Source organism: Novosphingobium sp. PhB165, assembly GCF_004341845.1.
GTDB lineage: Bacteria > Pseudomonadota > Alphaproteobacteria > Sphingomonadales > Sphingomonadaceae > Novosphingobium.
The window spans coordinates 604,078-630,839 of the sequence record NZ_SLVB01000001.1 but is presented as its reverse complement, the minus strand read 5'-3'; the positions used below and the strand labels follow the sequence as shown (position 1 = coordinate 630,839).

The window sequence follows — 26,762 nt, the reverse complement described above, 5'->3', positions numbered from 1 at the left end:
CTTATACGCCCTGTGTTACTGACGCTCACCTGTTTTGCGTCGCGGTTTTGCCGGAGAGCCGGCACGGCACGATATTTTCGGGCTCCGGCCGCGCTCCCACAGCCTCGAACTGTGCGAGATACCCTTGAAGTTCCGGCTTACGAACAAATTCGGTCAAGCGGAAGCCCAACGCACCAAATTCGCAGAAAAGCAACTGCGGCGGAATGCCGTGGCGATCGCTCGCCCGGTCCGCCTCGACCACGATGACCCGTCCGTTCGGCCGCAGCGCCGGGCGCAAGTTCCAGAGGAACGCGTAAGGCTCGCTCACCTCGTGATAGACATGCACGAGGAAGATGCGGTCGAAGCTGTTTTCCGGCAGGCTCGGATTGTCGGGCTGACCCAGCTTGATCGAGACGTTGTCGAGCTGCTCGCGTATCACGCGGGTACCCAGACGCTCGTTCGCGGCGTGGTCGATATCCTCGGCCAGCACCCTGCCCTTTGCCCCCACGCGCTTGGCGAGGCGCACCGTATAATAGCCCTCGCCCGCGCCGATATCGGCCACGGTCATGCCGGGCTCGATACGGGCCAGATCCATCACGACTTCCGCCTCATGGAGGGAATCGCGCTGGATTTCGGTGGAGGAATCGGTGTCGCTGGCCTTGCTGACCGGACGGTCCGCCACCGGGAAAGCGCGCACGCTTTCGGGGCGCCCGTCGTCAGGCGTCTTCTGGTGGCAAGCGCCGACAGCCAGCAGAAGGGCCAGCGTCGCGGTTCGACCGGAAATGAAGCGGGGCAAGCGCATGCGGCCCTTTAGCGGTTCGGCCCGCGCTTGGCAAAACGGTCTGCCGAAAGCGCTGGCCGAAACCGCCGCAGATCAGTCGACGTCCTCGACCTCAACCTTCTCGCCCGTCACGCGCTGCGAGAGCGCGGCGGCCATGAAGGGGTCGAGCGCGCCATCGAGCACGTCACCCGGCGCGGTCGAAACGACGCCAGTGCGCAGGTCCTTCACCTGCTGATAGGGTTGGAGAACGTAGGAACGGATCTGGTGGCCCCAGCCGATATCGCTCTTGCTTGCGTGTTCGGCGCTGGCGGCCTCTTCACGCTTGCGCATTTCTTCCTCGAACAGGCGCGCCTTGAGCATGCCCATCGCGATTTCACGGTTCTTGTGCTGCGAACGGTCGATCTGGCTGGCCACGACGATGCCCGAAGGCGCGTGGGTGATGCGCACCGCCGAGTCCGTGGTGTTGACGTGCTGACCGCCGGCACCCGAAGCGCGATAGGTATCGATCTTCAGATCGGCCGGATTGATGTCGATCTCGAAGCTGTCGTCGATCACCGGGTAAACCCAGACCGACGAAAAGCTGGTGTGACGGCGTGCCGAGCTATCGTAAGGGCTGATGCGGACCAGACGGTGGACGCCGCTCTCGGTCTTGGCATAGCCATAGGCGTTCTCGCCCTTGATCAGCAGCGTGCAGCTCTTGATGCCCGCGGCTTCACCGGCGTGATAGTCCACCAGCTCAACCTTGTAGCCATGACGCTCGGCCCAGCGCGTGTACATGCGCTGGAGCATTTCGGCCCAGTCCTGGCTCTCGGTCCCGCCGGCACCGGCATGGACTTCGAGATAGGTATCGTTGCTGTCGGCCTCGCCCGAAAGGAGCGCGGTGACCTTGTCCTGATCGGCACGTTCGGCCAGCGCGGCAAGCGTCGCGATACCCTCGTTGATGGTATCTTCGTCATCTTCCATTTCGCCGAGTTCGACGAATTCGATGGCGTCCTGCATCTCGCGGCTGATGTCGTTCACGGCACCGATAGAGGCTTCGAGGCGGCGACGTTCCTTCATCACCGCTTCGGCTTCCTTGGGCTTGTCCCACAGCGTGGGATCCTCGACGCGTGCGTTCAACTCGGCAAACCGGCGCAGGGCGCGGTCCCAGTCGAGGAACTTGCGGACCAGCGCGAGGGCCTTCTCGATACGCGCAATGTGGGCCTGCCCTTCGGCACGCATGACATGAAACTCCCAAGAAACGAACGCCGCGCATAGCGCAGCGGCGACATAAGTAAAGCGCGCGCAACGCCGTCGGCGCGGGAAGCGGCGCTATTACTCGCTGATGGGGGTACTGTTCAAGGCTGGAGTGATAGGCGCCACGCCGAGACTCTCACCCCGCGCAACACCTGCCGATCTTCAGCCCTTGAGCTTCTTCACCGCTTCAAGCGTAAGCTTCACGTGATCGCGATAGTCGAGATCGGAATGGACCATCACGATCCGCCCGTCCTGCCCGATCACATAGCTGGTGCGGTCGGTCATGCCCGCAGGCGCGCCTTCGCGCTTCAGGGCCACATCGTAGGCCTTGATGATGTCAGGCGTGGCAACGGCCACGGCGAACTTGTCGCGGCAAGCCTCGGTCGAGAACTTCTGAAGCGTCGGCAGATCGTCGTTGGACATGCCGATCACGGTCGCGCCGAGCTTGGCGAAATCGTCGGTGGCATCGGCAAAGGCATGCGCTTCAAGCGTGCAGCCCTGCGTGAAGGCCTTGGGATAGAAGTAGAGCACGACCGGCCCCTTCTTCAGGGCCGCCTTAAGGTCGAAGGCCATGACCTTGCCGCCCTTGGCGCCCTGCGTCGAAAACGCGGGGGCCTTGGCGCCGACCGGCAGCGCGGCATCGGCCGCAACGGCGGAAAAAGCGAGAGCCAGAACGGCGGCGATGGCGGGTAGGGTCTTGCGCATGAAGCGCAATCTGGACCCAGGAAGGGAACCTGTCCAGCCCCCTTCACACCCGCCATAATCGACCGCGATTACAGGTCGTTACTCGATATAGCCGAGAACGGTGCCAACCTCGTAAGTCTCGCCCACCGAAGCGACGATCTTCAGCGTACCCGAAGCAGGCGCCTCGACCTCGTTGGTCGACTTGTCCGCCTCAAGCGAGAACAGCGGCTGGCCTTCGGACACCTGATCGCCGTCCTTGGCCAGCCATTCGGCGACCTGGCCCTCCTGCATCGAGAAGCCGATCTTGGGGAGGAGAATTTCAACGGCCATGGTCAGTCCCAATCCTTTACGAATGTCTTTGAAAGGGTGCCTATCGCGCGCCCGCGCTCCGGCATAGGACCAAGAGCACGGGAGAACGCAGGTTTCGCCGGTACGATTACATCGCCAGTGCCGCGTTTTCGCGCGCGCAGTCCGGCACGGGCAGCGAAGTGCGCTTTTCCGCGATTTCCGCGCGCGCAGCAGCCAGATCGGCGACAAAGGCCGGTTCGGCGTTGAGGCGAGCGAAGACGGCGGCGGCAACCACGCGCCCTTCCTCGATATCACTCAGCCAGTGGACGTTGCAGATCCGGCGGCTATCCCCGAAGGCGCGGCCGCGCGCGACCAGTTCGGCGGCCCGCTCGGGCACCACGCTGGCAAGGATCAGGCCCGCGCCGAAGCCGATGGCACTATGCCCCGACGGGTAGGAGCCGTCCTTGCGCAGAATGGCCTCCTGATCGGGCGTGCAGGTCGGCTTGCCATTGGCCATGAATGGCCGGCCCCGCTGATAGCGGTTCTTGGTCGGGTAGCTGGCCAGCCCGAAGTCCATCATCGACTTCAGCAGCAGCGCTTGCAACTTGGGCGTCGTATCCGCGCCGATCTTGAAGCCCGCCGCACAAGAGAACGTATCGGTTACCTTGGGCGTGAAGAGGTCAGCGTCGATCTTGGCCTGTTCCCAACGCGGGGTTCCCTGCATCGCGATCGCGGCCCGGGCGCCCTCCTCGTCGCGCGCCATGGCGGCCGAGCCGGCTGCCGGCGGCGGCGGATTGAACAGCAGGCTGTTCGGCGCCGAACCGCGCGGCAGATAGCTGCCATTGCGCATAACCGACGCCATGGCCGCTTTCCGGGCATCGGCATCGGAAGTTGCCGCCGGAGGGGTAAGCGACGGGGCCGGCGCGGCCTGCGGTTCGCTCGATGCCACGCTCGCGGCGCAGACGGCGAGCAGGAACGCTCCGCCTATGCCTGCTACGATCTTGCCGGTTGCGGCCTTGCCGCCCGCGATCTTCGTCGCCTTCATTCCCGTTCTCCCTTGATCTTGGCCTTTGGGGCCTGCTTCGCGTAGCAGGCCCCAGCCATCTGACCATCGGGAAAACGAGGCATTTTCCGGTTATCGCCCCGGCAATGGGGTCATTCCGGCACCTTCCCGTCCTCATGCGCCATCCAGTGGACGAAGCGGTGGAGCGGATACATCGCGTCGTGCGGATTGCCGATGGTGGAAGGGCCCGCCTCTCCCAGATGGACCACGCGCTGGGCGCCGCCCGCAGCCAGCCGGTCGCGATAGTCGGCCATGCGGTCGAAGGGATAGAAGCCCACCGTCTGGGTGGCGACATTGATCCACTTCACCGCTTCATCAAGACTATCGACGCGCACGACGTTGGCGGTCTTGTTGATCGGGTGGAAGTCGACTGGCTCCTCGGAACGGATGACAAGACCCTTGCCGTCGGTCCGGCCCCAGACGCCGTATTCGTCGTCCATCAACATCATCGTATCGACCGCCTCGCGCATGTCGCGGTCGAGCGGGCGGAAGTCTCCGCTTTCGGCCGCGCGGCGGGCGATGTGGTGGTGCAGGCGGGCGCAGAAACGGTCCACTTCCTCCTCGCTGCCTTCGACGAACTGGAAGCGACTGGCGACGCAGGCTTCCTGGTTCAGCGTCATGACGTCAGTGGAGCAAAGGTCTGCCACGCGGTCGATGGTGGCGTCATCGGTCAGCCCCTCGCGCCCGACCATCGAGATCGAGGTCTTGGGATCGAACGAAACGAGCTGAAAACCTGGGCCCAAGTACTTGATAACGTTGTTGATCGCATCGCCGCCACCCCAGGCGACGATCTTGTCGAAGTACTGCGGACGATAGAGCACGCGCTCGGTCGCATCGTCACCGCCGCGCCAGTAGACGGCCGACATCGAGCGGACGATCGGGTGGTTAGCGTCGATATCCGCCATGGTCCGCAGGATCGCGACCATGGTGAAGGGATCGGCACTGCTCATCTTGAACAGGTTCACGCCCTTCACCATCGAACCCTGCGCTACCGACTTCACCGCCACGCCCGGCGAATTGCCCGGCAGCACATGGATCAGGCGCGGCGCGAAGGCCCGCACGAAGCTCTTGCGGCCGGTAAAGTCCTGCTTCGGCACCCACTCATCGAGCGCGCGCGGATCGGGGAAGTTCTGCTCCACCTCGGCCATCAGCACGCGCTTGTCGAGATAGGCGGCAGCATGGCGCGCGGTGTTCTCGACGACGGCACGCGGCAGGATATGCGTGCGGCACATCCGCTCGATGCATTCCTGCATGTGATCGTTGTCGGAAGCGGTCAGGCGCTGGCCGGTTTCCACGAGGAAATCGATGATCTCGGCCAGCGGCACATTGAGCAGCGGCGGCACTTCGGTGCGCGGCGGCACGGCGCGGTCGAAGGGTATCTTAGGTGTCGCGAAGGTCACGCCAAGGTCGCGCGACGTCTGGATCACGTCAGTGCCGTGCAGCACCTCACCGCGCAGGAAGAACGGGGCCGAAACAAGTTCTTCTGTTTCAGTGGTTTGTGTCAGGGAGTTCATGCCACACCTCGCACATAAGCATCGACCGTGCCTGCACAGCCGATCTTGTCGTCACCTTCCAGATCCGCATAGCGCACGATGTTGTCGCGGATCGAAGGACCGTGGTTCCCGCACTTGCAGGGACTGTAATCGAGCGAGATCTTGTCGCCGGTAATCACTCCGCCCCAGCGCCCGTCGAGCGAGAGATCGAAGAAGGCAGCGCGACCTTCCATTTCACCTGAGGTGTGATCGAGCGCATTGTCGCCCGACTTGTCGAGCAGCACCGGCACGATCCACGGCGGCACGTGATAGCGCCCACCCTCGCGGCACTTGGGCATGCCCGAGTTCAGTTCCTGCATCGAATAGTTCTGGAAGTGCCGATCTTCAGGAATGTTGAAGGTATCGAACACATATTCCTGATAATCATCGGGAAGTTGCGCGCGCTTCAACCCGCCACCGACGTAGATCGAGTTGTCCGGATCGAAATCGGCGCGGCCATACCCCGCATCGCGCACGGCCTTGGCAACCTGCCAGAGACCGCTCCACAGGCCCGAAAGCTGAAGCTTGCGATGGCGGTTCTCGATGATGAACTGCGCCGTCGCCGGGATCGCATCGGCCACGGCCTTGGCGCGCGCGGCCGAGGTTTCCTCGAAAGCGGCGATCTCGTCCGGGCGGGCAGTGCCCTCGGCAATCTTCTTGCGCATGACCACCATCGAAGTGAGCGAACCCACGGTGATCGGCGGCACCGGATAGTGCCAGCGCGGTGCCGAAGGATCGGCAAAGGCCTCGTACTGCGCCTGCGCAATCGTGGCGTTCTTGGGCACGGTGGCGACCGGCGCGCAGCCCACGATCACGCGGTCCTGCGCCGGAACCACCCCCGAACCCCAGGCGAAGACATTGACGGTGTCGATCTTCGACCAGTCCATGTCCTTCTGCGAGGCGATCAGCATGGCCGACTTGCCGGTGGTGCCGCTGGAGCAGGAGATGAAATGTCCTAGCGCCGCCAGCCGCTCGATCCAGTCGTCGATACCTTCGACGCCTTCGAGGTCCAGCCCTTCGATCGGATAGGGCGAGATCGTGCCGAGCCACTTGGTCAGCTTGTCCCACCGCTCCTCCATCAGGAAGCTCTCGGGGTACGACTTGTAGGCGGTGTGCGGGAACAGCAGCGGCACCACGTCCGCGATGGATTCGATCTTCTCGATCCCGGCGTCGCGGGCACGCAGGCTCAGCAGCTTGATGCGGTCCTTGCGCTCCTGAAAACGCTCGTCGAGCGCAGCGACCTGCGTTTCGCGCAGTTCCTCCGCGCTGAAACTGAAGCGCTGCGGATCGGCGACCAGCGCCATGAGCTTGTCTGCGGCTTCACCCATTCGTTCTCTCCCAAATCCCTGTCGGCCGGAGGTCGCGACTGGACGCCGGGCCTCGACTCGATTAATAGCATCTTGTGCGTATCATTATTCACGATTCTCTTGGCAGGGCAAGCGAGATCGGTTCCTATGGCTCGATGAACGAGCCTGCCGACGTAATCGAAACCGCCGCCCCTTCCGCCCCCGCCAGCGTGCGCGCTGGTCGGCCGACGCGCGAACAGGCGCAGGCCCGGCACAAACAGTTGCTGGACTGCGCGTTCGAGAATTTTCTGGAAAAGGGCTACGAGCCCACCACCATTGAGGCGATCGCCGCCGAAGTCTCCATGACCAAGCGCACCGTCTATGCGCGCTATCCGGAGAAAGCCGCCCTCTTCCGCGCCGCCCTGCGCCGGGGGACAGAGCGCCGCGCCGCCAGGCCCGAGCGGATCGCGGCGACGCGGACGCCCGATCTCGAAGCCACGCTGGTCAACATCGCCCTGCTGCGCATCGAACTCGCCGGAACCGAGGAAGGCCTGAAAATGCAGCGCCTCATCAATACCGAGGCCTACCGCTTTCCGGATATCTTCCAGACCTATTACGACATCGCCGCGCTGCCGACAGTGACGTTCCTGGCCGCGATCCTGGCCGACGAAACCGCGGCCGGACGGCTGGCGGTCGAAGACCCGATGCTGGCAGCGAATGTCTTCATGAGCATGGTGGTTAGCGGCCCGGTGCGCTTCCTCGTCTCGGGCAACGCCCTCAGCGAGACGGATGTGCGCAGCCGGGTGGATTTTGCGGTGCGGCTATTCCTCAAGGGCGCGGAACCGCGCTGAGACCGAACAAAATGGGAGAGTAAGCAGATGGGCGAAACGGCACAATCACGCCAGCGATGCGTCGTCATCACCGGCGCCAGCGCGGGCATCGGCAAGGCGAGCGCGCAGGCTTTCGCGCGCATGGGCTGGCACGTCATCGGCACCGGCCGCGACGAGGCCCGCTGCGAAGAAGCGGCCCGGGAACTGGCCGCCGGGGCCGCAAACGGCGGACGGGTGGACTTCCTGCGCGGCGATTTCACCGAAATGCGCGACGTTCTCTCGGTCGCTCGCCAGATCGGCGAACTGACCGACCGGGTCGATGTGCTGGTCAACAACGCCGGCGGCGTGCGCGACGGCCAGTACCGCACCTCCGAAGGGCTGGAGGCGACATTCGCCGCCAATCACCTTGCGGCTTTCCTGCTCACGCGCGCGCTGATGCCGCTGCTGGAACGCGCGGCCGGAGACAGCGCGCCCGGGCTGGTCCGGGTCATCGCGGTCTCCTCTTCCGGACATGTCGGGTGCCAGGAGATGCGCTGGTACGATCTCAACATGGACGCCGCTTTCAATACCAGCGCCGCCTACTGCCAGGCCAAGCTTGCCAACCTGCTGTTCGCCCGCGAGCTGGACAGGCGGGTGCGGGACAAGGGCATGGTCTCGCTCGCCATGCACCCGGGGCGCGTTGCCTCCAACTTCGCCAGCCACGGCGACGCGCAGATGCAGGCCTGGATGGCGAACAACGACAGCGTGCCGCCCGAGCAGCCCGCGCGCACGATCGTCTGGCTGGCGACGGCGCAGGAACTGGGCGGAATGGGCGGCCGCTATTTCCATGACCTGAAGGAAGAAGAGCCGGCGTCGCAGGCGCTCGATGACGATGCCGCCCGGAAGCTCTGGAGCGAAAGCGAACGGATGCTCGATCGCATTCTCGTAACCTCGAATTGACCTGAGGTAGGCCGGGAAGGTTGCCGCCCCGCGTCCGCGCCATTCGCCCATGCCATTGGCGGCATCGGCTTCGGCGCGGTCACGGGGCGGCGAGTTGCGACCCTCATTTTATCGTATCGTTCCGGCGGGAAGGGGAACCCGCCCTTTCGCGACCGCCGAGGCTGAAAACGATCGCTGACGACAAGGGCAAGTATAGCCCCCCGAACAATCGATTACATCTGGACTTTAGGCCAATGCATAAGCCCTCATCCGGCGGGTAACGGGTTAGCAACCATGATTACCCCGCAAGGGCCGGTCATGTATCGCCCGGGCATCGCGGTGCTCCGCTTGACCCGGGCGCCCTCTCCAACGCATTGAACTTCCCCCGCCGAGGAGCCCGACAGGATGACCGCTACCCCCAATGACCGCCCGCGCCGCAGCGCGCTTTACCTCCCGGCATCCAACGAACGCGCCATCGCCAAGGCCCGCACCCTGCCCTGCGACGTGGTGATTCTGGACCTTGAGGACGCCGTTGCGCCCGAGGCGAAAGATGCCGCGCGCGAAACGGCGATACGTGCCGTGGCGGAAGGCGGTTTCGGCCACCGCGAAGTGGTTATCCGCGCCAATGGACTGGATACCGAATGGGGCGCTGCTGACCTTGCCGCCATCGCCGGATCGCAGGCCGACGCGGTGCTCGTTCCCAAGGTGAACAACCCCGACGACATCGCCCGCTACAACGCAGCGCTGGCCGGTGCCGCACCCGCCATGCAGCTCTGGACCATGATCGAGACATGCGCGAGCGTGGGCAACCTGCCCGCCATCGCCGCCATGGCCGAAACGACGCGGCTCTCGCTCTGGATCATGGGCACCAACGACCTTGCCAAGGAAATGCGCGCGCAGCTTACGCCGTGCCGCACACCGTTCCTGCCGTTCCTCTCGATGGCGGTCGCTGCCGCCCGCGCGCATGGCGTCGCCATTCTCGACGGTGTCTGCAACGAGTTCCGCGACCTCGACGCTTTCGAGGCCGAGGCGCGTCAGGGCCTGATGTTCGGCTTCGACGGCAAGAGCCTGATACACCCCGCGCAAGTCGAGCCCTGCAACACGGTGTTCTCGCCCAGCGAGACCGATCTGGCATGGGCCCGCAGCGTGATCGAGGCTTTCGCCCAGCCCGAAAACCAGGGCAAGGGCGCCATTCGCGTCGATGGCAAAATGACCGAACTGCTGCACCTCGATCAGGCGCAGCGCCTGATTGCCGTCGCCGAACGGATCGCAGCGGCAGGTTGATACGAAAAGGGGCGGAAAATCTCCCGCCCCTTTCCCCTAATTCAGATCATCCGGCTCATTCAGAGTGCGCCGGAACCTTGGCGATCTCGCCGGGCTCGTTGGCGATCACCTTGAGCACGGCCGTCCAGGCATCGACATTCTGCTGAAGCGCGGCCGGATCGACCTTGTCCAGCGTATCGTCGGGCGTGTGGTGCAGGTCGAAATAATGGGTGCCGTCCTGCCCGAGGTCGATCACCGCAAGCTTCTGCGCCTGAATGATGCCGGACACGTCCTCGCCGCCATCGGCCGCGCCTTCGTGCGGGGTAATGCCCATCGGCCAGAGCGCCGCCTTGACCTTGTCGATCATCGCCTGGTTCTGCGACGCGACCGAGAACTTCACCTGCCACACCTTGTCCGCGCCGAAGTCGCTTTCCATCGCCAGTGCATGCGGCTCGGATCCGTGCATCCGCACATAGGCGGCATTGCCACCGTCGTTGAGGCCCATTTCCTCGTTACCGGCCCAGAGCACGCGGATCGTGCGCAAGGTCTGCCCGTCCTTCTGCGCGGCAAGTGCGGCGGCGGTCACGATGGCGCAGCCCGAAGCATTGTCGATGGCGCCGGTGCCGAGGTCCCAGGAATCGAGATGGCAGGCCAGCACGATCTTCGGCAGCGAAGGATCGCGGCCCGGCAGTTCGCCAATCACATTGCCCGAAGGCGCGTTGGGGAACGGCTTGCCCATCAGTGTCAGATCGATCTTCATCGGCTGACCGCGCTTGGCGACGCGGGCGATCAGGTCGGCATCGGGGTTCGAGACCGCGCCTGCCGGGATCGCCGTCACACCCTTGGGGAATATGGTCGTACCGGTATGCGGATTGCGGTGGTTGTCGGTTCCGGCCGAGCGGATGACGATGGCGGCGGCGCCCTTCTGCGAGGCAAGCGCCGGGCCCTTGCGGCGCACGTCGCCATATGGGCCGTAGCCCGAACCATCCTGCGCCGCGCGCATGGCGTGGTCCACGAAGGCAACCTTGCCCTTGAGCGAGCCGTCAGGCGCGGCGCGCAGTGCGTCGAGCGTGGGGAAGTACACCATCTCGGCCTTGAGCCCGCCCGCCGGAGTCGGCACCGACATGCCCAGCGCGGCGATTGCCAGCGGCTGCGTGTAAGGCGCGATCAGCGTCGCCTTTTCCTCGCCGCGCGTCCAGGCGAGCGTGGAGAAAGGCTCGACCTTGACGTTCTGGAAGCCCAATGCCTTGAGCCTCGCCTCGGCCCAGACGCGCGCGCGGCCTTCCGCATCCGAACCGGCAAGGCGCGGACCGATCTCCGTGGTCAGGCCCTCGACGATGTCCCAGGCCGTGCCCGAACCTTCCTGAGGCGTGGCGAAAGCGGGCGCTGCGATGAGCGAAGCGGCGGATGCGGCAAGAAGCGCCGCGCGAGAGAATCTGCGTTGCATGACAGAGACGTAACGCGCTCCACCGCTCGTGCCAACCGGTCCATCTCGGCCATGCACGACGGGACCAGCCAGGCGCGTTCGCACTTTGCCGCGGGGCCGAATGGCGCGAAGAATCCGCCGCTTCGGACCACCTTGAAAATCGCCCCCACCGACACAATCTCCAACATCGATACAACGCACGAAGCCATACAGGCCCCACTTATGGAGGCGGCCTTGGCAAGGGGGCCGCGCCCCTGTAGAGCGAACCCCAATTTCCAGACCCAGATCCTATTCCAGAGGAAACCGATGGCTGCCCAATACGCCTTCGTCATGAAGGGCATGACCAAGACCTTCACCGGCGCTCCGAAGCCGGTGCTCTCCGACATCAACCTCCAGTTCTACCAGGGTGCCAAGATCGGCATCGTCGGTCCGAACGGTGCCGGTAAGTCGACCCTGATCAAGATCATGGCCGGCATCGACACCGATTACACGGGCGAAGCCTGGGCCGGTGAGAACATCACAGTCGGCTACCTTGAGCAGGAGCCGGAACTCGATCCCAGCAAGACCGTGCTTGAGAACGTCAAGGACGGCGCGCGCGCAACGGCCGACATGGTCGATCGCTTCAACCAGATCGGCATGGAAATGGGCGAGGAAGACGCCGATTTCGAAGCACTCGGCGCCGAGATGAGCGAACTGCAGGACAAGATCGACGCGGTCGATGGCTGGACGCTCGACAACCAGCTCGAAATCGCGATGGAAGCGCTGCGCTGCCCGCCGGGCGACTGGCCGGTGGACAAGCTCTCGGGCGGTGAAAAGCGCCGCGTCGCGCTGACGCGCCTGCTGATTCAGAAGCCGTCGATCCTGCTGCTCGACGAACCGACCAACCACCTTGACGCCGAATCCGTCGAATGGCTGGAAAACCACCTCAAGGAATACGCGGGCGCGGTGCTGATGATCACCCACGACCGCTACTTCCTTGACCACGTGGTGGACTGGATCCTCGAACTCGACCGCGGAAAGTACTTCCCGTACGAAGGCAACTACTCGACCTACCTCGAGAAGAAAGCCAAGCGCATGGAGCAGGAGGACCGCGAGGAATCCGGCCGCCAGAAGGCGCTCAAGGACGAGCTGGAATGGATGCGGCAGACGCCCGCCGCCCGCCAGACCAAGTCGAAGGCGCGTATCCGCAAGTTCGAGCAGCTTCAGGACGCCCAGGCCGGCCGCAAGCCCGGCAAGGCCCAGATCGTCATCCAGGTCCCCGAGCGTCTTGGCGGCAAGGTCATCGAGGTCAAGGACATCTCCAAGGCCTACGGCGACAAGCTGCTGTTCGAGAACCTCTCGTTCATCCTGCCGCCGGGCGGCATCGTCGGCGTGATCGGCCCGAACGGCGCGGGTAAGTCGACGCTGTTCAAGCTGCTCACCGGCAAGGAAACGCCTGACACCGGCTCGATCGAAATCGGCTCCACCGTGCACCTCGGCTTCGTGGACCAGAGCCGCGATCACCTCGATCCGAAGAAGAACGTCTGGGAAGAAATCTCGGAGGGTCATGACTACATGACCGTCAACAAGCACGAGATGTCGACCCGCGCCTATGTCGGCGCGTTCAACTTCAAGGGCGCCGACCAGCAGAAGAACGTCGGCAAGCTCTCGGGCGGTGAACGCAACCGCGTGCACATGGCCAAGATGCTGAAGCTTGGCGGCAACGTCCTGCTGCTCGACGAACCGACCAACGACCTTGACGTGGAAACGCTGGGCGCGCTGGAAGAAGCCATCGAAAACTTCGCAGGCTGCGCCGTGGTCATCAGCCACGACCGTTTCTTCCTTGACCGTCTGGCCACGCACATCCTCGCCTTCGAGGGTGACAGCCATGTCGAATGGTTCGAAGGCAACTTCGAAGCCTACGAAGAAGACAAGCGCCGCCGCCTTGGCGATGCGGCCGATCGTCCGACCCGTCTGGCTTACAAGAAGCTGACGCGCTGACGCTCTGACCGGAGCGCTCCTCGCGAACCGCACGGGCCGCCGTTCCGGGAAACCGGGGCGGCGGCCCGTTCATTTTCGTTTATGCAATTATGAACGAACGGCAACCGCCCGGTTCACGGATGCGACAGCCCATCCCCTGTATCCAGTGTCTTAGGATAAGCCGCGAGAGGGTGCGGCAAGTCCGGTTTGGAGACCGGAAATGATTACGAAGGGTACGACATTGAAGGCGAAGTTCCTCAAGGGCGTGGGTGCTGCTGGTGCCATGGCGGTGGCAGTGACGGCCCTTTCGGCGCCCGCCATGGCCCGAGACGACCAACGCGCGGCTAACGCCCGTGGTGACAATCAAGCCCGCAATCACGGCGGTGACGGTGGCGGCGGCCGCAACGGTGGCGGTTTTGCCAACCGGGGCGCCGTGCAGCAGGGTCCGTCGCGTCCGCAGATGCAGGCGCCACAGGCTCAGCCGCAGGGCCAGCCTCGACCGCAGATGCAGATGCAGGGCCGCCCGCCCGTGCAGGCACAGGCACGCCCGCAGCAGAACGATCGCCAGCCGGGCCACGTGCCCTTCTGGAATCCGGGCGCGCGCCCTCAGGGCCAGCAGGCACCGAACTTCGCCCAGCAGGGCCGCCCGCCGATGCAGCGCGACGACCCGCGTCCTCCGCAAGGCAACCGCGCACCCAACTGGGCACAGGGCCGCGACGACCGCCCCGGTGGACCGCCACAGGTTCGCCCCGTTCCGGGCGGTGTCCCGGGTGGTCCGGGCGCCATTCCCGATCGCGGCCCCGACCGGACCAGCGCCTGGAAGAGCCCCTCGTACCGCAACGACCAGCGCGATCCGCACTGGAACAACAACCGCAACGATAATCGCAACGACGATCATCGCTGGGACAACCGCAACAACGGCGGCAACCGCAACTGGGATCGCGACAACTGGCGCCGCGACCAGCGTTACGACTGGCGCGACTACCGCAGTGCCCACAGCGATATCTATCGCGGACGGCCCTACTATGCGCCCTATCGCGGCTACGCCTATCGGCGCATCGGCATCGGGTTCACGCTGGGCTCGCTGTTCTACGGCAGCTCGTACTGGCTCGACGATCCGTGGATGTACCGCCTGCCGCCGGTCTACGGCCCCTATCGCTGGGTCCGCTATTATGACGACGTGGTGCTGGTGGATGTCTACACCGGCCAGGTGGTCGATGTGATCTACGATTTCTTCTACTGAAACGAATGGCCCCGAAGCACCCGCTTCGGGGCCATTTTCCTATGTGCGAAGCAAGCGATTGATCTTACCGGCCGCTGAGTTACTCTCCCTTGCAATGAGGGGAGAAAACCATCCTGACTGCGAGGCGCTGGCCCGGATCGGTGCCGGAGTGCGCGACCGGCTGGCGCGGGTACCCTCTGCACACCGCGCCGTCATCGAAGGCGCGGAGATCTACACCGTGGCGGACTTTATCTCCGCCGATGCCTGCCACCGGCTCACATCGCTGATCGACGCGGTCGCCTGCCCCTCCCGCCTTGTCGAGGAGGAGGACTGGGAAGGCTACCGCACCAGCTATTCAGGCGATATCGACCCGGCCGACCCCACGATCCGCGCACTGGAACGCGACCTGAGCCGCCTCACCGGACTGGACGCTGCCCGCAGCGAATGCGCGCAGGGCCAGCGCTACCGCTGCGGCGAATATTACCACGAACATTGCGACTGGTTCGACACCGATGCCGACTACTGGCCGCAAGAGGACGGCAACGGCGGCCAGCGCAGCTGGACCGCGATGGTCTACCTCAACACGGTGGAACTGGGCGGCTATACCGATTTCACCAAGCTTGGCCTGCGCGTTACGCCCCAGCCCGGCACGCTGCTGCTCTGGAACAATGCCTGTCCGGACGGATCACCCAATCCGTGGACGCTGCATGCCGCCCGCCCGGTGGAGCGCGGCGTGAAGTACGTCGTCACCAAATGGTACCGCGCACGCCGCTGGCAGTAAGCGCGGGTGGCGATCAGGCCTCTTCGCCGTCCTTGGCCGCCTGCCGGTTGTCCAGATATTCCATGAGGTGATCGAAGCGGCGGTGCAGCCGGATGATCTCCAGCTGCGTGCGCAAGTTCACCTCATAGTCGTGGCGGGCGGTGATGCGATCTTTGTCCGACTGCCTGTTCTGGCTCATCATGATGACCGGCGCCTGGATCGCCGCCAGCATCGAGAGCATCAGGTTCAGGAAGATGTAGGGATAGGCGTCGAAGGGCTTGATCCCGAGTGCCTGTAGCACGCTGGAATTGAGCAGCATCCAGACCAACAGCACAACGCCGAACGCAATGATGAAACCCCAGCTACCGCCAACCGCCGCCACTTTGTCGGCAATGCGGTCGCCGTGCGAGGCGTGCATGGAGGCCAGTTCGTCCGCATCGGGGCCGATCAGCGTTCCCGACGCGATCCGGCACAGCACATGGCGGTCTTCGGGATCGAGTTCCTCCAGCTTACGCCCGAGGAGTTCCTCGGCGAGTTCCTCGGGCGTTCGCGGATTCTTGTGCATATTCGGCCCCAATCAAGCGGCCGAAAGGGCCTCCGCAATCAGTTTGCGCGTTTCGGGCACGCCGTAAAGGGCAATGAAGCTGCCCATGCGCGGCCCCTGCGGGGAACCGAGCAGCGTCTCGTAGAGCGCCTTGAACCAGTCGCGCAGCGTCTCGAAGCCATAGGCCTCGTTCTTGCCGATCTCGTAGACGGCGTTCTGGAGGTTTTCCGCCGTGGCATCGCCGCCCAGCTTTTCCAGTTCGGCGTCCAGCACCTTGAGCGCTTCGGCCTCATTGGCGGTCGGCGCGCGGCGCTTCAGGGTCGGCGCGATGAAGTCGCGGTTGGTGGCGAGCGCGGCGCGGACCATCTCGCCCAGTTCCGGATGCGCTTCGGGACGGGCATCCTCGATATAGTTGCCGAGGTAGGACCAGACCTGCTCCGCGGTGGCATCCGCGCCCAGCACGCCGACAAGGTTGAGCAGCAGCGAGAACGTCACCGGCACGGTATCGCCTGCGCCCGCGCCCTCACCAGAAGCGCTCGCGCGCAGCAGGTGCCAGACCGGGTTGCCGAGCTGCTTGTCGACCGCCTGATCGGCCAGATTGCCGCGGAACTGCCAGTACTCGTCCACCGCCTTGGGAATCACGCCGACATGGAGCTGCTTGGCGCTCTTGGGCTCGCGGAACAGGTAGAAGCCCAGCGATTCCTCAGTGCCGTAAGTCAGCCACTGCTCGATGGTCAGGCCGTTGCCCTTGGACTTCGAGATCTTCTCACCATTCTCGTCAAGGAACAGCTCGTAGATCAGGCCTTCCGGCTTACGCCCGCCGAGGATCTGCACGATCTTGCCCGACTGGGTGACCGAATCGGTCAGGTCCTTGCCGCACATTTCATAGTCGACGCCCAGCGCGTACCAGCGCATCGCCCAGTCGACCTTCCACTGGAGCTTGGCCTTGCCGCCGAATACCGACTGCTCGACGACAGAACCGTCCTCGTCAGTGAATCGGATCATGCCGGTGGCCGCGTCGAGCACTTCGACCGGAACCTGAAGCACCACGCCGCTGCTGGGCGAGACCGGCAGGACCGGCGAATAGGTCTTGCGACGCTCCTCGCGCAGCGTCGGCAGCATCACATCGAGAATGCCCCGGTTGCATTCCAGCACGCGGGTCAGCGCGGCGTCGAACGCCCCCGAATTGTAGCGGTCGCTGGCCGAGACGAATTCGTAATCGAAGCCGAAACGGTCAAGAAAGTCGCGCAGCATCGCGTTGTTGTGGTGGGCAAAGCTCTCGTGCGTGCCGAAAGGATCGGGAATGCGGCTGAGCGGCTTGCCGAGATTGGCGGCGAGCACATCGGCGCCCGGAATATTGTCCGGCACCTTGCGCAGGCCGTCCATGTCGTCCGAGAAGGCAACAAGGCGCGTGGGCGCGCCGCCGGTCAGCGTCTCGTAGGCGCGGCGCACCAGCGTGGTGCGCAGCACTTCCTGGAACGTGCCGATATGCGGCAGGCCCGAGGGACCGTAGCCGGTTTCGAACAGCACCGGCGCATTGCCGGGTTTGCCATTCGGATAACGCTTGAGCAGCTTCTGGGCCTCCTGGAAGGGCCAGGCCTTGGACACGCGAGCGGCTTCGATCAGGGCTTGTTCAGTCATGCGCGCGCTATGACGCGAATTCGCCGCATTTCGCAAGCGCGAAGCGGTCTGGGGAACCACTCCAGTGGGGAAGCCGTTAGGTTCCTCATGTCGCAAAAGGATACGAATTGATCGTGAGATACGTCGACACCCTGCAAAGACAGCTCGAAAGCATGGCCGACAGCTTCGTGGCAGCGCTGCCGAGCCTCGTCATTTCGCTGATGGTGCTGGTGGTCACCTGGATTCTCGCACGATTCGCCGTGCGCATCGCCGACAAGCTGACCGGCCGCACGCGCATCCGCAACGACCTCAAACAGCTTTTCGATACGCTGGTGCGCCTGTTCGTGTGGATCATCGGCTCGCTGGTGGCCCTGACCGTCGCCGTGCCGAGCTTCACGCCCGCGGGTGCTTTTGCCGGTCTCGGTGTCGGTGCCCTCGCCATCGGTTTCGCGTTTCAGGACATCTTCGAGAACTTCCTCGCGGGCGTGCTCATCATGCTGCGCGACAAGATGAACATCGGCGATTCGATCGAATGCAACAACATCCAGGGCAAGGTGGAGCGCATTACCCTGCGTGAGAGCCATATCCGCCAGTTCACCGGCGAACTGACCGTCGTGCCCAACTCGATGCTGTTCAAGAACCCGGTGCGCATCCTCAATGACGAACCGGTGCGCCGTGACGAACTGGTCGTGGGCATTTCCTACGACGCCGATCTCGACCGCGCCGAAACCCTGCTTCGCGATGCTGTCGCCGGGGTCAAGGGCATCGATGCCACGAAGGCCGTGCTCGTCGTCGCCCAGCGCTTCAATTCCAGCTCGATCGACTTCCTGATCCAGTGGTGGGCCGATACCAGCCCGCAGGACATGCGCGTGACCAAGAGCCATGCCATCAAGGCGATCAAGACGGCGCTGGACGGCGAAGGGATCGAGATCCCCTACCCCTATGTCACCAATACCTTCAAGGAAGCGCTGCCGATCGACCGCGCCCATTCGCAGGACAAGCGCGCGGCCTGATACTACTGCCGAAAACGATACCGCCCCGCCTCCCACCGGCCTTGAGCCGGGTGGGAGCGGGGCGGTGTCGCTTTGGATCAGTGGATCACTGAGCCGCAGTTTCCCGCCATTGCCAGTCATAGGTCAGCGGATCTTCGCGAAAGGCGAAGCGGTCGATATGGCGCGCGACCACGTCGGTCAGTTGCTCCACATCGTCCCGGTTCTCGCCGGTGATGGCGATGGCGATGCCCTCGCCATCTGCCGTCATCGTCGCCACGGCCGTCGGGAACGTTACCGTGCCGGTATCGCCCTCCACGCGGGTTTCCAGCTTGTGGCTCCAGTGCTTGCAAAGCTGCTGGACGTACTTGCCGCCATTCGGCGTGGCGACTTTCGCCGTGATCGTGTGGCTCAAACCTCGATCCTTTCGATCTTGCGGGTTGCCTCGTCGAGCGCATCGGCGATCTGGAGGATGACCTCGCGATTGGCGCCGTCCTTCGAAAGACGGTCGTGCATCGCGGTCCGCAGCGCATGGATCGCGCGGCGCACCGGGGCCGGATCGACCTTGTCGCGTGCCTCGGCCAATGCCGAGAGGCGGGCCTTCAGTTCCACGGCCTTCTCGGCGTCGGTCTCGGCCTGCTTGCGGCCTTCGTCCGTCGCCTCGTAGGACTTGCGCGCGCCTTCCTCGGCCTTTGCCGAGATCAGGCCCGCTTCTTCCATGTAGGTGAGCGCGGGATAGACCACGCCCGGGCTGGGCGCATAGTCGCCGCCCGAAAGCGCCTCGATCTCGCGGATCAGTTCATAGCCGTGGCGCGGCGCCTCGACGATCAGCGCCAGCAGGAGAACCTGGAGTTCGGCCTGTTCGAACAGACGCTTGCGACGACCGCCCATGCGGCCGCCACCAGGACCGAAGCCCCCGCCAAAGCCGCCACCGAAGCCTTCGCCCCGGCCGCCGCGACCGCGTCCACGGCCACCAGGGAAGCCGCCTTCGAAATCATCGCCATCGCGGCCGAACGGACCGCGTTCCATGCCGAAGCCGCCGCGACCGCGCATGCCGCGCGGGTCGAAGCGCCTGTCACCAAAGCCGTGACCGCCAAACTCGGCGCCGAATTCTTCGCGGCCACTGCGTTCGCCGCGGCCGCATCCGCGGCCATGACCGCGCTTGTGATGGATCTTCATCATTTTCATCTCGTTTCGTTGTGTCTTCATGATGGCTACAAGATATATCTTAAAGTGAGATCCGCAAGAGGCTAAAATGTATCTTGATGCATTTTTATCGAGACACCCTCGTTTCTGACGAAAGCGCGCGCCGCGAGGTTTCCCTTCGCGCCCTCCGCGCCTAAGACGAAGGCCATGGCCGCCCTTCCCTTGCCCGCGCTCCACGCCAGCCACGCCGGCTCCTGGCTCCGCGAGGGGCCCGGCACGACTCGCCCGGTATCGAAGGGAGAGGCCGTCACCGCCGCTGCCGACACGCCGCTGCTGATCCTGAACGCGCCGCTGGTGGCGACGCGGCTGGGGTATCCGGACCTTTCCGGGCTGGACCTGCTCGAACTCTATGCGTTCATTCACCCGGCCCGCTTCGTGGTGCCCACGCCCAAGGGCCTCGCCCACGCGCTGGGCCTTGAGGAACCCACCAGCGATGCCGACGTGCCGCGCCTGCTGCAGGAAGCGGCGGGCGCCCTGCTGGAAACGTGCGAGAGCCCCGACTGGGCGGAGCGCGAGGGCGCATGGACCGGCCTGCAATCGCTGATCCGCATGCGCTGGCCATGGTCCACCCTGCTCACCGCGCGGATCGCCAAGCCGCAGCGCGCCGAACGCTGGCTCTTCACCCGCCTTCCCGAGTGGGACGAAACGCCGGAACTCCCGCAGCCCCGCCAGATCACGCTCCAGCCCGGCGAAGTGTTGCAACGGCTGGCCCAACTCACCGGAACCGGCGCGGAACAGCGCGAGAGCCAGCGCGCCTATGCGGTAGAGGCCTCGGAAGCCTTCGCCCCGCGCGAGGCGCGCGGCCGTCCGCACGTGGTGCTGGCGCAAGCCGGCACCGGCATCGGCAAGACGCTGGGCTATCTCGCCCCCGCCTCGCTCTGGGCACAGCAATCGGGCGGAACCGTCTGGGTTTCGACATATACCAAGGCCCTGCAACGCCAGCTTCGCCAGGAAAGCCGCCGCGCGTGGCCGGAATACCGCCCCGACGGCAGCCAGCCCGTCGTCGTCCGCAAGGGCCGCGAGAACTATCTCTGCCTGCTCAACCTTGAGGACGCGCTGCAGGGCGGATTCGCCGGTCGCGCCGCGATCATGGCGCAGATCGTCGCGCGCTGGGCCGCCTATTCGCAGGACGGCGACATGATCGGCGGCGACCTGCCGGGCTGGCTGGGCACGCTGTTCCGCCAGCGCGGCATCACCGCCCTCACCGACCGGCGCGGCGAATGCGTCTATGCCGGATGCCCGCATTTCCGGAAGTGCTTCATCGAACGCGCCACCCGCGCCAGCGTCGGCGCGGATCTCGTGATCGGCAACCATGCCCTCGTCATGATCAATGCCGCGCGCGGCCGCGATCAGGCCTCGCGCCCTACCCGCGTGGTGTTCGACGAAGGCCATCACGTGTTCGACGCCGCCGATTCGACGTTCGCCGCCGCGCTGACCGGCACCGAGGCCATCGAGTTGCGCCGCTGGGTGATCGGCCCTGAAAAGAACGCGCGCGGGCGCCGTCGCGGGCTTTCCGCGCGACTCGCCGATGTCGCCAGCTATGACGAGGCCGGCGCCAAGGCGATCACCGCCGCCGTCGCCGCCGCCGAGGCGCTGCCGGGCGACGGCTGGATGCAGCGCATCGTCGAAGGCGCGGCATCGGGCCCGCTGGAAGAGCTTTTCGCAGCCGTCCGCGCGACGGTCTATGCCCGCGACGAAAGCGGCGGGCAGGAAGCGGGCTACGGACTCGAAACCGAGGCGGCCGGGCTCGACGGCGCCTTCGTGGAAGTGTCCGAAGCTGCGCGAGAGGCACTGGCAGAGCTACGCCAGCCCCTCATGCGCCTTGGCCTCAGGCTGGAGGCACTGCTGGAGGACGGGCCGGACTGGCTGGACGGCCCCGGCCGCGCCCGTATCGAAGGCGCGCGCCACTCCCTCAGCTGGCGAATCGACCTACTGGCAGCATGGGAAGCGATGCTCGCCCGCCTCGCCGGCCCGGCCGATCCCGAATTTGTCGACTGGCTATCGCTCGAACGCTCCGAGGCGCGCGAGTACGATACCGGCATCCATCGCCATTGGCTGGACCCGATGAAACCCTTCGCCAGCGTCGTGCTGGAGCCCGCGCACGGCGTCGTCATGACGTCCGCCACGCTGCGCGACGGCGACACATGGGATCAGGCGATCAAGCGCTCCGGCACGCCCTATATCGATGTGGCGCCCAAACTTTCCGAGCATCTCAGCCCGTTCGACTACGCCGCACAGGCCGAAGTGCTGATCGTCAACGATGTGCCGCGCGGCGATATTCCGGCGCTGGCTGGCGCCTATGGGCGGCTGATCGAGGCATCGGGCGGCGGCGTGCTGGGCCTGTTTACCGCGATCCGCCGCCTGCGCGCGGTGCATGGTCGCATCGCCGATCGTCTCGCGCGCGGCGGGCTGCCGCTCTATGCCCAGCATGTCGATCCGATCGACACCGGCACGCTGGTCGACATCTTCCGCGACGATCCCAAGGCCTCGCTATTGGGTACCGATGCCTTGCGAGACGGTGTGGACGTGCCCGGCCATTCGCTCCGTCTTGTCGTCATGGAGCAAGTGCCTTGGCCGCGACCGACAATTCTGCACCGCGCGCGGCGGGTCGCCGGGGGCGGTTCCGCCTTTGACGACAGCCTGATCCGCGCCAAGCTGGCGCAGGCCTTCGGCCGTCTGATCCGCAGCCGCGAAGACCACGGGCATTTCGTGGTGCTTTCCTCCGCTTTCCCCTCACGCCTGCTCAGCGCCTTCCCGCAAGGTACCCCGGTGCGTCGCATTTCGTTGGAGGAAGCCTTGCATCGCGTGGCAGCAAGTGTTTCAGGGGAAACCGTGAAGGACGGCGATCCTGTCCGCCCCCCAGTGTGAGCGCATCATCGGCATGAAGACTCTCGGCATTTTCAGGCACGCCAAGTCCGACTGGAACGATGCACGTCTGCGCGATTTCGACCGCCCGCTCAACAAGCGCGGACGCAAGGGCGCGGCACTGATGGGCCTGCACATCCGCGATCACACGGTAAAGTGGAACCGGATACTGGCCTCGCCCGCCGTGCGTGCGGCGCAGACCATCGAACTGGCCGAAGAAGCCGCCGGCGAGTCGCCGCCGCTCACGTGGGACCGCCGACTCTATCTCGCCAGTTCCGCCACGCTGATCGACCTGCTGCGCGAACAGTCGGGCGATCCCCGCGCGATCATGCTGGTCGGCCACAATCCCGGTCTGGAAGACCTGATCTTCGACCTCGTGCCCGACGATGGATCAAGCCCGATGCGCGACATGGTCGAGGAAAAGTTCCCTACCGCCGCCTTTGCGGTGATCGAACTCGATATCGATTCGTGGGCGGACATCAGCGAGGGCCGCGGCCGGCTGGTCCATCTGACTCGCCCGCGCGATCTTGACCCGGCGCTGGGTCCGCAAGTCGAATATTGAGAAGGAAATGGCGGGTCCATAAAGGTGCCCGCCCTATCGAAACCTTGTCAGGCCGCGACCAAAGCCTGGGCTAGATGCGCCCGAATGGCGCGCAGGCGATCCATAATTTCGTCATTGGAAACGACGTCATGCGCCGGAATCACAGCCTCGACGACGACAGGCCCGGCGCTTTCGCCCTCATCGGAACGCCCCTCGATCGCCTGGCGCGCGCCGCGCAGGGTATAGCCCTCGTGGTGAACGAGACGGTCGATTTCGGCAATCAGCGCAATGTCTTCCGGGCGATAGTAACGCCGCCCCCCGGCCCGCTTGATCGGCTGGAGTGCGGGAAACTGTTCTTCCCAGTAACGCAGCACGTGCTGGCGCACACCAAGCGCCTTCGTCACTTCGCCGATAGTGCGAAGTGCCTGCGCATCCTTCCCGTCCTCGAAGCGGGGACGTTCCGAATTTCCGGACATGAAACGGGCTCCTCTGGGCGGTGCCGCCCCGCGGGAGCGGCCACGATCACATCTCTGCGATGCGATCCTTGAGCATCTGGCTGGCGCGGAATGTCATCACCCGGCGCGGGGTAATGGGCACTTCCACCCCCGTCTTCGGATTGCGTCCGACACGTTCGCCTTTGTCTCGCAACAGGAATGTACCGAAACCGGAGATCTTTACGTTCTCCCCATCGGTAAGTGCGAGCGACATGTGCTGGAGTATAGCCTCCACCATGCCCAGCGATTCGGCGCGTGAGAGCCCGAGCCTCCGGTGAATGGCTTCCGCGATCTCAGCCCTGGTCAATGTTTCCATGGAGCGCATCAATCCCGCATCCCCTAAGAGCGCTGACCCCCATGACGATAATATGAAAAAATGAGGGAAAAGCAATGCTCCGTGCAGTAAATGCCACGATACTTTCGATCGCGGGCAAATTCACATGCGGACGAGGCTTGCTCCCCAGGTAAATCCGCCGCCCATTGCCTCGAGTACAACGAGGTCGCCCTGCTTGATTCGGCCATCGCGAACGGCCTGATCTAGCGCCAGCGGAACCGATGCGGCGGACGTATTCGCGTGCTGGCCGACGGTCATCACGACCTTTTCTCTTGGCAGATTCAGCTTCTTGGCCGTCGCGTCGAGGATGCGGGCATTGGCCTGATGTGGCACCAGCCAGTCGATATCCTGCGAAGTATGGCCGGTTTCGACGAGCACTTCCTCAAGGACTTCCGCCAGATTCACCACCGCATGGCGGAAAACCTCACGGCCCTTCATACGCAGCTTGCCTACGGTCCCGGTGGTCGAAGGACCGCCGTCCACATAGAGAAGCTGGTTGTGAGCGCCGTCGGCATGAAGGCGGGTGGCAAGCACGCCGCGCAGATTCTCACCGTCCTGCTCCTGCGCTTCGAGCACGATGGCCCCGGCGCCGTCGCCGAAGAGCACGCAGGTCGTGCGATCTTCCCAGTCGAGAATGCGGCTGAAGGTTTCCGAACCGATCACCAGCGCGCGCTTGGCCATGCCCGAACGCAGCATCGAGTCGGCCACGCCCAAGGCATAGAGAAAGCCCGAGCATACCGCGGCCACGTCGAAGGCGATTCCGCCTCGGCAGCCGAGATTCGCCTGCACCAGAGTCGCGGAAGCCGGGAAGGTCTGGTCAGGCGTCGCCGTGGCGAGCACGATCAGGTCGATCGAAGCCGCCTCGATCCCCGCCGCCGCCAGCGCATTGCGCGCGGCATCGGTGGCAAGGCTGGACGTCGTTTCGTCGTCGGCAGCGATATGGCGGTTGGAGATGCCGGTGCGCTCGACGATCCACTCGTCGCTGGTGTCGACTTGCTCCGCAAGCTCGGCATTGCTGACCGCACGGCGCGGCAGGGCGGAGCCCGTGCCGACAATGACCGAACGCAACATCAGGCGCTCTCTTCCGTCACGCGCGGCTTGCGCAGGGAAGTCCCGCCCACGCGGGCGAGGTCGGCGGAGATCCGCTCGGTCACGTTTTCCTCCAGGAGGCGCGCCGTAACCGCCACGGCATTCGCGACCCCGGCGGCATTGGCACCGCCATGGCTTTTCACGACAATGCCGTTGAGACCCAGGAAAACCGCGCCATTATGATTGTTGGGATCGAGATGATGCTTGAGCAGCTCGGTCGCCGGTTTCGAGATCAGGAACCCGATCTTCGAACGCAGGGAGCTGCTGAAGCCGCGGCGAAGCAGATCGGCCACGAAACGCGCCGTGCCTTCCACCGCTTTCAGCGCGACATTGCCGGAGAAACCATCGGTCACGATGACGTCCATGTCCCCGCGCCCCAGCTTGTCGGCCTCGGAGAAGCCGTCAAACGAGATCGACAGGTCGGCCGCCGCCGCCTTGAGCATCGCTGCCGCGTCGCGCAGCATGTCGGTGCCCTTGGTTTCTTCGGTTCCGATGTTCAGCAGACGCACGCGCGGTTGCTCGCGCCCCGTGGCGACGCGGGCATAGGCAGCGCCCATGATCGCGAATTGCACGAGGTTGCGCGCGTCGCACTCGGCATTGGCGCCGAGGTCGAGCATCACGAGGTCGTTTTCACCCAGCGTCGGCAACAGCGCAGCCAAGGCCGGCCGGTCGATACCGGGCATCGTGCGCAGCGTCAGCTTGGAGATCGCCATCAGGGCGCCGGTGTTACCGGCACTGACGGCGGCTCCGGCGTCGCCCGCCTTCACCGCCTCGATAGCGCGCCCCATCGAGGTGCCCTTGGCCCGGCGCAATGCCTGACTGGGCTTGTCCTCGCCACTGATGACGCCATCGGTGTGCAGGATTTCGGAGCTAGCCCTGAGGTTCGGGTGATCCTCGAGCGCGGATTTGATCCGCGCCTCGTCACCCACCAGCAGGAACTTGAAGCGATCATGGCGACGGCGCGCGAGTGCCGCGCCCTCAATCATGACGCGCACGCCCTCGTCGCCGCCCATCGCATCGATTGCGATACGCGGCAGACTCATGCTCTTTCTCCGAAAGTCGTCGTTGGTCTTAGACTTCGACCGCGACGATCTCACGACCGTTGTAGTGGCCGCAAGCGTTGCAAAGGTTGTGCGGGCGCTTCAGCTCGCCACAGTTCGAGCATTCGTGGAAAGCCTCGACCTTCAGCGCGTCATGGCTGCGGCGCATGCCACGGCGGGAAGGGGTGGTCTTTCTCTTAGGGACAGCCATTTCGGCACCTGTTCCTGGAATAAATGAATGTCAAAAATGCCGCCGAGACCGACTTCAACCGGACCGGCGGCTTGCGAAGGCGCGCCTATAACCGATTTCTCACGAGTTGCAACCCGTTCCTCCCCGGCGCATGAACGCGAAAACCGCAACACCCCGGGGAACGGAGAGAAACCTCACATGATTCTGCAGACAACCTTGTGCCTGGCAGCCGCTGCCGCGGTAATTACCTTCTGGCATATACTCCGCATCGGCCAGCTTCGCACCAAGGAAAAGGTTCTCCACGGCGATGGCGGCAACGCGCGGCTTGCCTATCGCATGCGCGCGCAGCTCAATTTCGTGGAGAGCACGCCGTTCGTGCTGATCCTCGTCGCCGCGATCGAGATGACCGGCAAGGCGGGGGCCTGGCTAGCCATCGTCGGGTCGATTTTCATGCTGGGGCGCGTGCTCCACGCCTTTGGCATGGATCTGGACCGTCCGAACCTGCTCCGCGCCGCGGGGACGATCATCACCATCCTCACGCTGCTGGGCCTGTCGGTCATGGCGCTTCTGATCGCCCTCGGACGATTCTGAGCAGAAGCCCGGCCGAAACCGGGCTTCTACAC

The 26,762-nt window shown here is 64.7% G+C and carries 27 protein-coding genes; 10 read left to right on the top strand and 17 right to left on the bottom strand.

The features are described from left to right. Positions 1–25: 25 nt before the first annotated feature. The 7 genes from EDF56_RS03075 to EDF56_RS03045 form a co-directional block, all read right to left on the bottom strand. On the bottom strand, positions 26–781 hold the full coding sequence (locus EDF56_RS03075; RefSeq protein WP_132385245.1) for a class I SAM-dependent methyltransferase: 756 nt from the start codon (positions 779–781) through the stop codon (positions 26–28). Between the two features lie 72 nt (positions 782–853). Continuing rightward, positions 854–1,981: a peptide chain release factor 2 gene (prfB, locus tag EDF56_RS03070; RefSeq protein WP_132385244.1), complete on the bottom strand. Its 1,128-nt coding sequence runs from the start codon at positions 1,979–1,981 to the stop codon at positions 854–856. Between the two features lie 177 nt (positions 1,982–2,158). Beyond that, positions 2,159–2,701, bottom strand: a complete 543-nt coding sequence (locus EDF56_RS03065) for a peroxiredoxin (protein ID WP_132385243.1) — start codon at positions 2,699–2,701, stop codon at positions 2,159–2,161. A gap of 78 nt (positions 2,702–2,779) precedes the next feature. Then, on the bottom strand, positions 2,780–3,010 hold the full coding sequence (locus EDF56_RS03060) for a lipoyl domain-containing protein (protein ID WP_132385242.1): 231 nt from the start codon (positions 3,008–3,010) through the stop codon (positions 2,780–2,782). A 106-nt stretch (positions 3,011–3,116) separates the two neighbouring features. After that, a complete protein-coding gene (locus EDF56_RS03055; protein ID WP_132385241.1) occupies positions 3,117–4,013 on the bottom strand; it encodes a phosphatase PAP2 family protein in 897 nt (298 codons plus the stop codon). Positions 4,014–4,123: 110 nt separating this feature from the next. Continuing rightward, on the bottom strand, positions 4,124–5,545 hold the full coding sequence (locus EDF56_RS03050; protein WP_132385240.1) for an acyl-CoA reductase: 1,422 nt from the start codon (positions 5,543–5,545) through the stop codon (positions 4,124–4,126). Next, positions 5,542–6,891 carry a hypothetical protein gene (locus EDF56_RS03045; RefSeq protein ID WP_132385239.1) on the bottom strand — a complete coding sequence of 450 codons (1,350 nt, stop codon included), beginning with the start codon at positions 6,889–6,891 and terminating at the stop codon, positions 5,542–5,544. Before EDF56_RS03045 ends, EDF56_RS03050 begins: the two co-directional genes overlap by 4 nt. Positions 6,892–6,965: 74 nt before the next feature. Here EDF56_RS03045 and EDF56_RS03040 point away from each other — a divergent pair, with 74 nt between their 5' ends. From EDF56_RS03040 to EDF56_RS03030, 3 genes are all read left to right on the top strand, one after another. Next, the gene (locus tag EDF56_RS03040) at positions 6,966–7,700 is read left to right on the top strand and encodes a TetR/AcrR family transcriptional regulator (protein WP_243652355.1); all 735 of its coding nucleotides are present in this window, start codon (positions 6,966–6,968) and stop codon (positions 7,698–7,700) included. A gap of 27 nt (positions 7,701–7,727) precedes the next feature. Then, on the top strand, positions 7,728–8,618 hold the full coding sequence (locus EDF56_RS03035) for an SDR family NAD(P)-dependent oxidoreductase (RefSeq protein WP_132385238.1): 891 nt from the start codon (positions 7,728–7,730) through the stop codon (positions 8,616–8,618). Positions 8,619–9,002: 384 nt separating this feature from the next. Continuing rightward, positions 9,003–9,881: a CoA ester lyase gene (locus EDF56_RS03030; RefSeq protein WP_132385237.1), complete on the top strand. Its 879-nt coding sequence runs from the start codon at positions 9,003–9,005 to the stop codon at positions 9,879–9,881. 55 nt (positions 9,882–9,936) lie between these two features. Here EDF56_RS03030 and EDF56_RS03025 read toward each other — a convergent pair whose 3' ends face one another. Continuing rightward, positions 9,937–11,307, bottom strand: coding sequence for a M20/M25/M40 family metallo-hydrolase (locus tag EDF56_RS03025; protein ID WP_132385236.1), 1,371 nt, complete (start codon positions 11,305–11,307; stop codon positions 9,937–9,939). Between the two features lie 285 nt (positions 11,308–11,592). On the opposite strand from EDF56_RS03025, the gene ettA reads away from it, so the two are divergent. The 3 genes from ettA to EDF56_RS03010 all read left to right on the top strand — a co-directional run bounded on the left by ettA (position 11,593) and on the right by EDF56_RS03010 (position 15,248). After that, positions 11,593–13,266 carry an energy-dependent translational throttle protein EttA gene (gene ettA, locus EDF56_RS03020; RefSeq protein WP_132385235.1) on the top strand — a complete coding sequence of 558 codons (1,674 nt, stop codon included), beginning with the start codon at positions 11,593–11,595 and terminating at the stop codon, positions 13,264–13,266. Positions 13,267–13,465: 199 nt separating this feature from the next. Then, on the top strand, positions 13,466–14,488 hold the full coding sequence (locus tag EDF56_RS26205; RefSeq protein ID WP_243652354.1) for an RcnB family protein: 1,023 nt from the start codon (positions 13,466–13,468) through the stop codon (positions 14,486–14,488). Positions 14,489–14,582: 94 nt separating this feature from the next. Further along, on the top strand, positions 14,583–15,248 hold the full coding sequence (locus EDF56_RS03010; protein WP_132385234.1) for a 2OG-Fe(II) oxygenase: 666 nt from the start codon (positions 14,583–14,585) through the stop codon (positions 15,246–15,248). 13 nt (positions 15,249–15,261) lie between these two features. On the opposite strand, the gene EDF56_RS03005 is transcribed toward EDF56_RS03010, so the two are convergent. After that, positions 15,262–15,792, bottom strand: a complete 531-nt coding sequence (locus EDF56_RS03005) for a DUF1003 domain-containing protein (protein WP_132385233.1) — start codon at positions 15,790–15,792, stop codon at positions 15,262–15,264. Positions 15,793–15,804: 12 nt separating this feature from the next. Further along, positions 15,805–17,412, bottom strand: a complete 1,608-nt coding sequence (locus EDF56_RS03000) for a lysine--tRNA ligase (RefSeq protein ID WP_132385232.1) — start codon at positions 17,410–17,412, stop codon at positions 15,805–15,807. Between the two features lie 113 nt (positions 17,413–17,525). Here EDF56_RS03000 and EDF56_RS02995 point away from each other — a divergent pair, with 113 nt between their 5' ends. Continuing rightward, positions 17,526–18,404: a mechanosensitive ion channel gene (locus EDF56_RS02995; protein ID WP_132385231.1), complete on the top strand. Its 879-nt coding sequence runs from the start codon at positions 17,526–17,528 to the stop codon at positions 18,402–18,404. Between the two features lie 85 nt (positions 18,405–18,489). Here EDF56_RS02995 and EDF56_RS02990 read toward each other — a convergent pair whose 3' ends face one another. Further along, complete coding sequence (locus EDF56_RS02990) at positions 18,490–18,795, bottom strand: DUF2218 domain-containing protein (RefSeq protein WP_132385230.1); 306 nt, start codon at positions 18,793–18,795, stop codon at positions 18,490–18,492. Further along, positions 18,792–19,589 (bottom strand): PadR family transcriptional regulator, encoded by a 798-nt coding sequence (locus tag EDF56_RS02985; RefSeq protein WP_243652353.1) that lies wholly within the window; start codon positions 19,587–19,589, stop codon positions 18,792–18,794. The genes EDF56_RS02990 and EDF56_RS02985 overlap by 4 nt, the downstream gene beginning before the upstream one ends. Positions 19,590–19,733: 144 nt before the next feature. Here EDF56_RS02985 and EDF56_RS02980 point away from each other — a divergent pair, with 144 nt between their 5' ends. Both EDF56_RS02980 and EDF56_RS02975 read left to right on the top strand, forming a co-directional pair. Then, entirely contained in the window at positions 19,734–22,454 is a 2,721-nt protein-coding gene (locus EDF56_RS02980) for an ATP-dependent DNA helicase (protein WP_132385228.1), read from the top strand. A 13-nt stretch (positions 22,455–22,467) separates the two neighbouring features. Next, positions 22,468–23,013 (top strand): histidine phosphatase family protein, encoded by a 546-nt coding sequence (locus EDF56_RS02975; protein WP_132385227.1) that lies wholly within the window; start codon positions 22,468–22,470, stop codon positions 23,011–23,013. A gap of 47 nt (positions 23,014–23,060) precedes the next feature. Here the strand turns inward: EDF56_RS02975 and EDF56_RS02970 are convergent, their stop codons facing one another. From EDF56_RS02970 to rpmF, 5 genes are all read right to left on the bottom strand, one after another. Further along, entirely contained in the window at positions 23,061–23,468 is a 408-nt protein-coding gene (locus EDF56_RS02970; RefSeq protein ID WP_132385226.1) for a MerR family transcriptional regulator, read from the bottom strand. Positions 23,469–23,514: 46 nt separating this feature from the next. Then, positions 23,515–23,811 (bottom strand): integration host factor subunit alpha, encoded by a 297-nt coding sequence (locus tag EDF56_RS02965; RefSeq protein WP_132385225.1) that lies wholly within the window; start codon positions 23,809–23,811, stop codon positions 23,515–23,517. 111 nt (positions 23,812–23,922) lie between these two features. Continuing rightward, positions 23,923–24,891 (bottom strand): beta-ketoacyl-ACP synthase III, encoded by a 969-nt coding sequence (locus EDF56_RS02960; protein ID WP_132385224.1) that lies wholly within the window; start codon positions 24,889–24,891, stop codon positions 23,923–23,925. Further along, positions 24,891–25,952, bottom strand: coding sequence for a phosphate acyltransferase PlsX (plsX, locus tag EDF56_RS02955; RefSeq protein WP_132385223.1), 1,062 nt, complete (start codon positions 25,950–25,952; stop codon positions 24,891–24,893). The genes EDF56_RS02960 and plsX overlap by 1 nt, the downstream gene beginning before the upstream one ends. A gap of 28 nt (positions 25,953–25,980) precedes the next feature. Next, a complete protein-coding gene (gene rpmF / locus EDF56_RS02950) occupies positions 25,981–26,160 on the bottom strand; it encodes a 50S ribosomal protein L32 (RefSeq protein WP_132385222.1) in 180 nt (59 codons plus the stop codon). A gap of 177 nt (positions 26,161–26,337) precedes the next feature. Between rpmF and EDF56_RS02945 the strand changes: the two genes are divergently transcribed. After that, positions 26,338–26,730: an MAPEG family protein gene (locus EDF56_RS02945; RefSeq protein ID WP_132385221.1), complete on the top strand. Its 393-nt coding sequence runs from the start codon at positions 26,338–26,340 to the stop codon at positions 26,728–26,730. The last annotated feature ends 32 nt before the right edge of the window (positions 26,731–26,762 follow it).

Bases quoted from the DNA above. Each gene is read 5' to 3' on its own strand.
- EDF56_RS03075 (WP_132385245.1), bottom strand. From the start codon at position 781: ATGCGCTTGCCCCGCTTCATTTCCGGTCGAACCGCGACGCTGGCCCTT.
- prfB (WP_132385244.1), bottom strand. From the start codon at position 1,981: ATGCGTGCCGAAGGGCAGGCCCACATTGCGCGTATCGAGAAGGCCCTC.
- EDF56_RS03065 (WP_132385243.1), bottom strand. From the start codon at position 2,701: ATGCGCAAGACCCTACCCGCCATCGCCGCCGTTCTGGCTCTCGCTTTT.
- EDF56_RS03060 (WP_132385242.1), bottom strand. From the start codon at position 3,010: ATGGCCGTTGAAATTCTCCTCCCCAAGATCGGCTTCTCGATGCAGGAG.
- EDF56_RS03055 (WP_132385241.1), bottom strand. From the start codon at position 4,013: ATGAAGGCGACGAAGATCGCGGGCGGCAAGGCCGCAACCGGCAAGATC.
- EDF56_RS03050 (WP_132385240.1), bottom strand. From the start codon at position 5,545: ATGAACTCCCTGACACAAACCACTGAAACAGAAGAACTTGTTTCGGCC.
- EDF56_RS03045 (WP_132385239.1), bottom strand. From the start codon at position 6,891: ATGGGTGAAGCCGCAGACAAGCTCATGGCGCTGGTCGCCGATCCGCAG.
- EDF56_RS03035 (WP_132385238.1), top strand. From the start codon at position 7,728: ATGGGCGAAACGGCACAATCACGCCAGCGATGCGTCGTCATCACCGGC.
- EDF56_RS03030 (WP_132385237.1), top strand. From the start codon at position 9,003: ATGACCGCTACCCCCAATGACCGCCCGCGCCGCAGCGCGCTTTACCTC.
- EDF56_RS03025 (WP_132385236.1), bottom strand. From the start codon at position 11,307: ATGCAACGCAGATTCTCTCGCGCGGCGCTTCTTGCCGCATCCGCCGCT.
- ettA (WP_132385235.1), top strand. From the start codon at position 11,593: ATGGCTGCCCAATACGCCTTCGTCATGAAGGGCATGACCAAGACCTTC.
- EDF56_RS26205 (WP_243652354.1), top strand. From the start codon at position 13,466: ATGATTACGAAGGGTACGACATTGAAGGCGAAGTTCCTCAAGGGCGTG.
- EDF56_RS03010 (WP_132385234.1), top strand. From the start codon at position 14,583: ATGAGGGGAGAAAACCATCCTGACTGCGAGGCGCTGGCCCGGATCGGT.
- EDF56_RS03005 (WP_132385233.1), bottom strand. From the start codon at position 15,792: ATGCACAAGAATCCGCGAACGCCCGAGGAACTCGCCGAGGAACTCCTC.
- EDF56_RS03000 (WP_132385232.1), bottom strand. From the start codon at position 17,412: ATGACTGAACAAGCCCTGATCGAAGCCGCTCGCGTGTCCAAGGCCTGG.
- EDF56_RS02985 (WP_243652353.1), bottom strand. From the start codon at position 19,589: ATGAAGACACAACGAAACGAGATGAAAATGATGAAGATCCATCACAAG.
- EDF56_RS02980 (WP_132385228.1), top strand. From the start codon at position 19,734: ATGGCCGCCCTTCCCTTGCCCGCGCTCCACGCCAGCCACGCCGGCTCC.
- EDF56_RS02975 (WP_132385227.1), top strand. From the start codon at position 22,468: ATGAAGACTCTCGGCATTTTCAGGCACGCCAAGTCCGACTGGAACGAT.
- EDF56_RS02970 (WP_132385226.1), bottom strand. From the start codon at position 23,468: ATGTCCGGAAATTCGGAACGTCCCCGCTTCGAGGACGGGAAGGATGCG.
- EDF56_RS02965 (WP_132385225.1), bottom strand. From the start codon at position 23,811: ATGCGCTCCATGGAAACATTGACCAGGGCTGAGATCGCGGAAGCCATT.
- EDF56_RS02960 (WP_132385224.1), bottom strand. From the start codon at position 24,891: ATGTTGCGTTCGGTCATTGTCGGCACGGGCTCCGCCCTGCCGCGCCGT.
- plsX (WP_132385223.1), bottom strand. From the start codon at position 25,952: ATGAGTCTGCCGCGTATCGCAATCGATGCGATGGGCGGCGACGAGGGC.
- rpmF (WP_132385222.1), bottom strand. From the start codon at position 26,160: ATGGCTGTCCCTAAGAGAAAGACCACCCCTTCCCGCCGTGGCATGCGC.
- EDF56_RS02945 (WP_132385221.1), top strand. From the start codon at position 26,338: ATGATTCTGCAGACAACCTTGTGCCTGGCAGCCGCTGCCGCGGTAATT.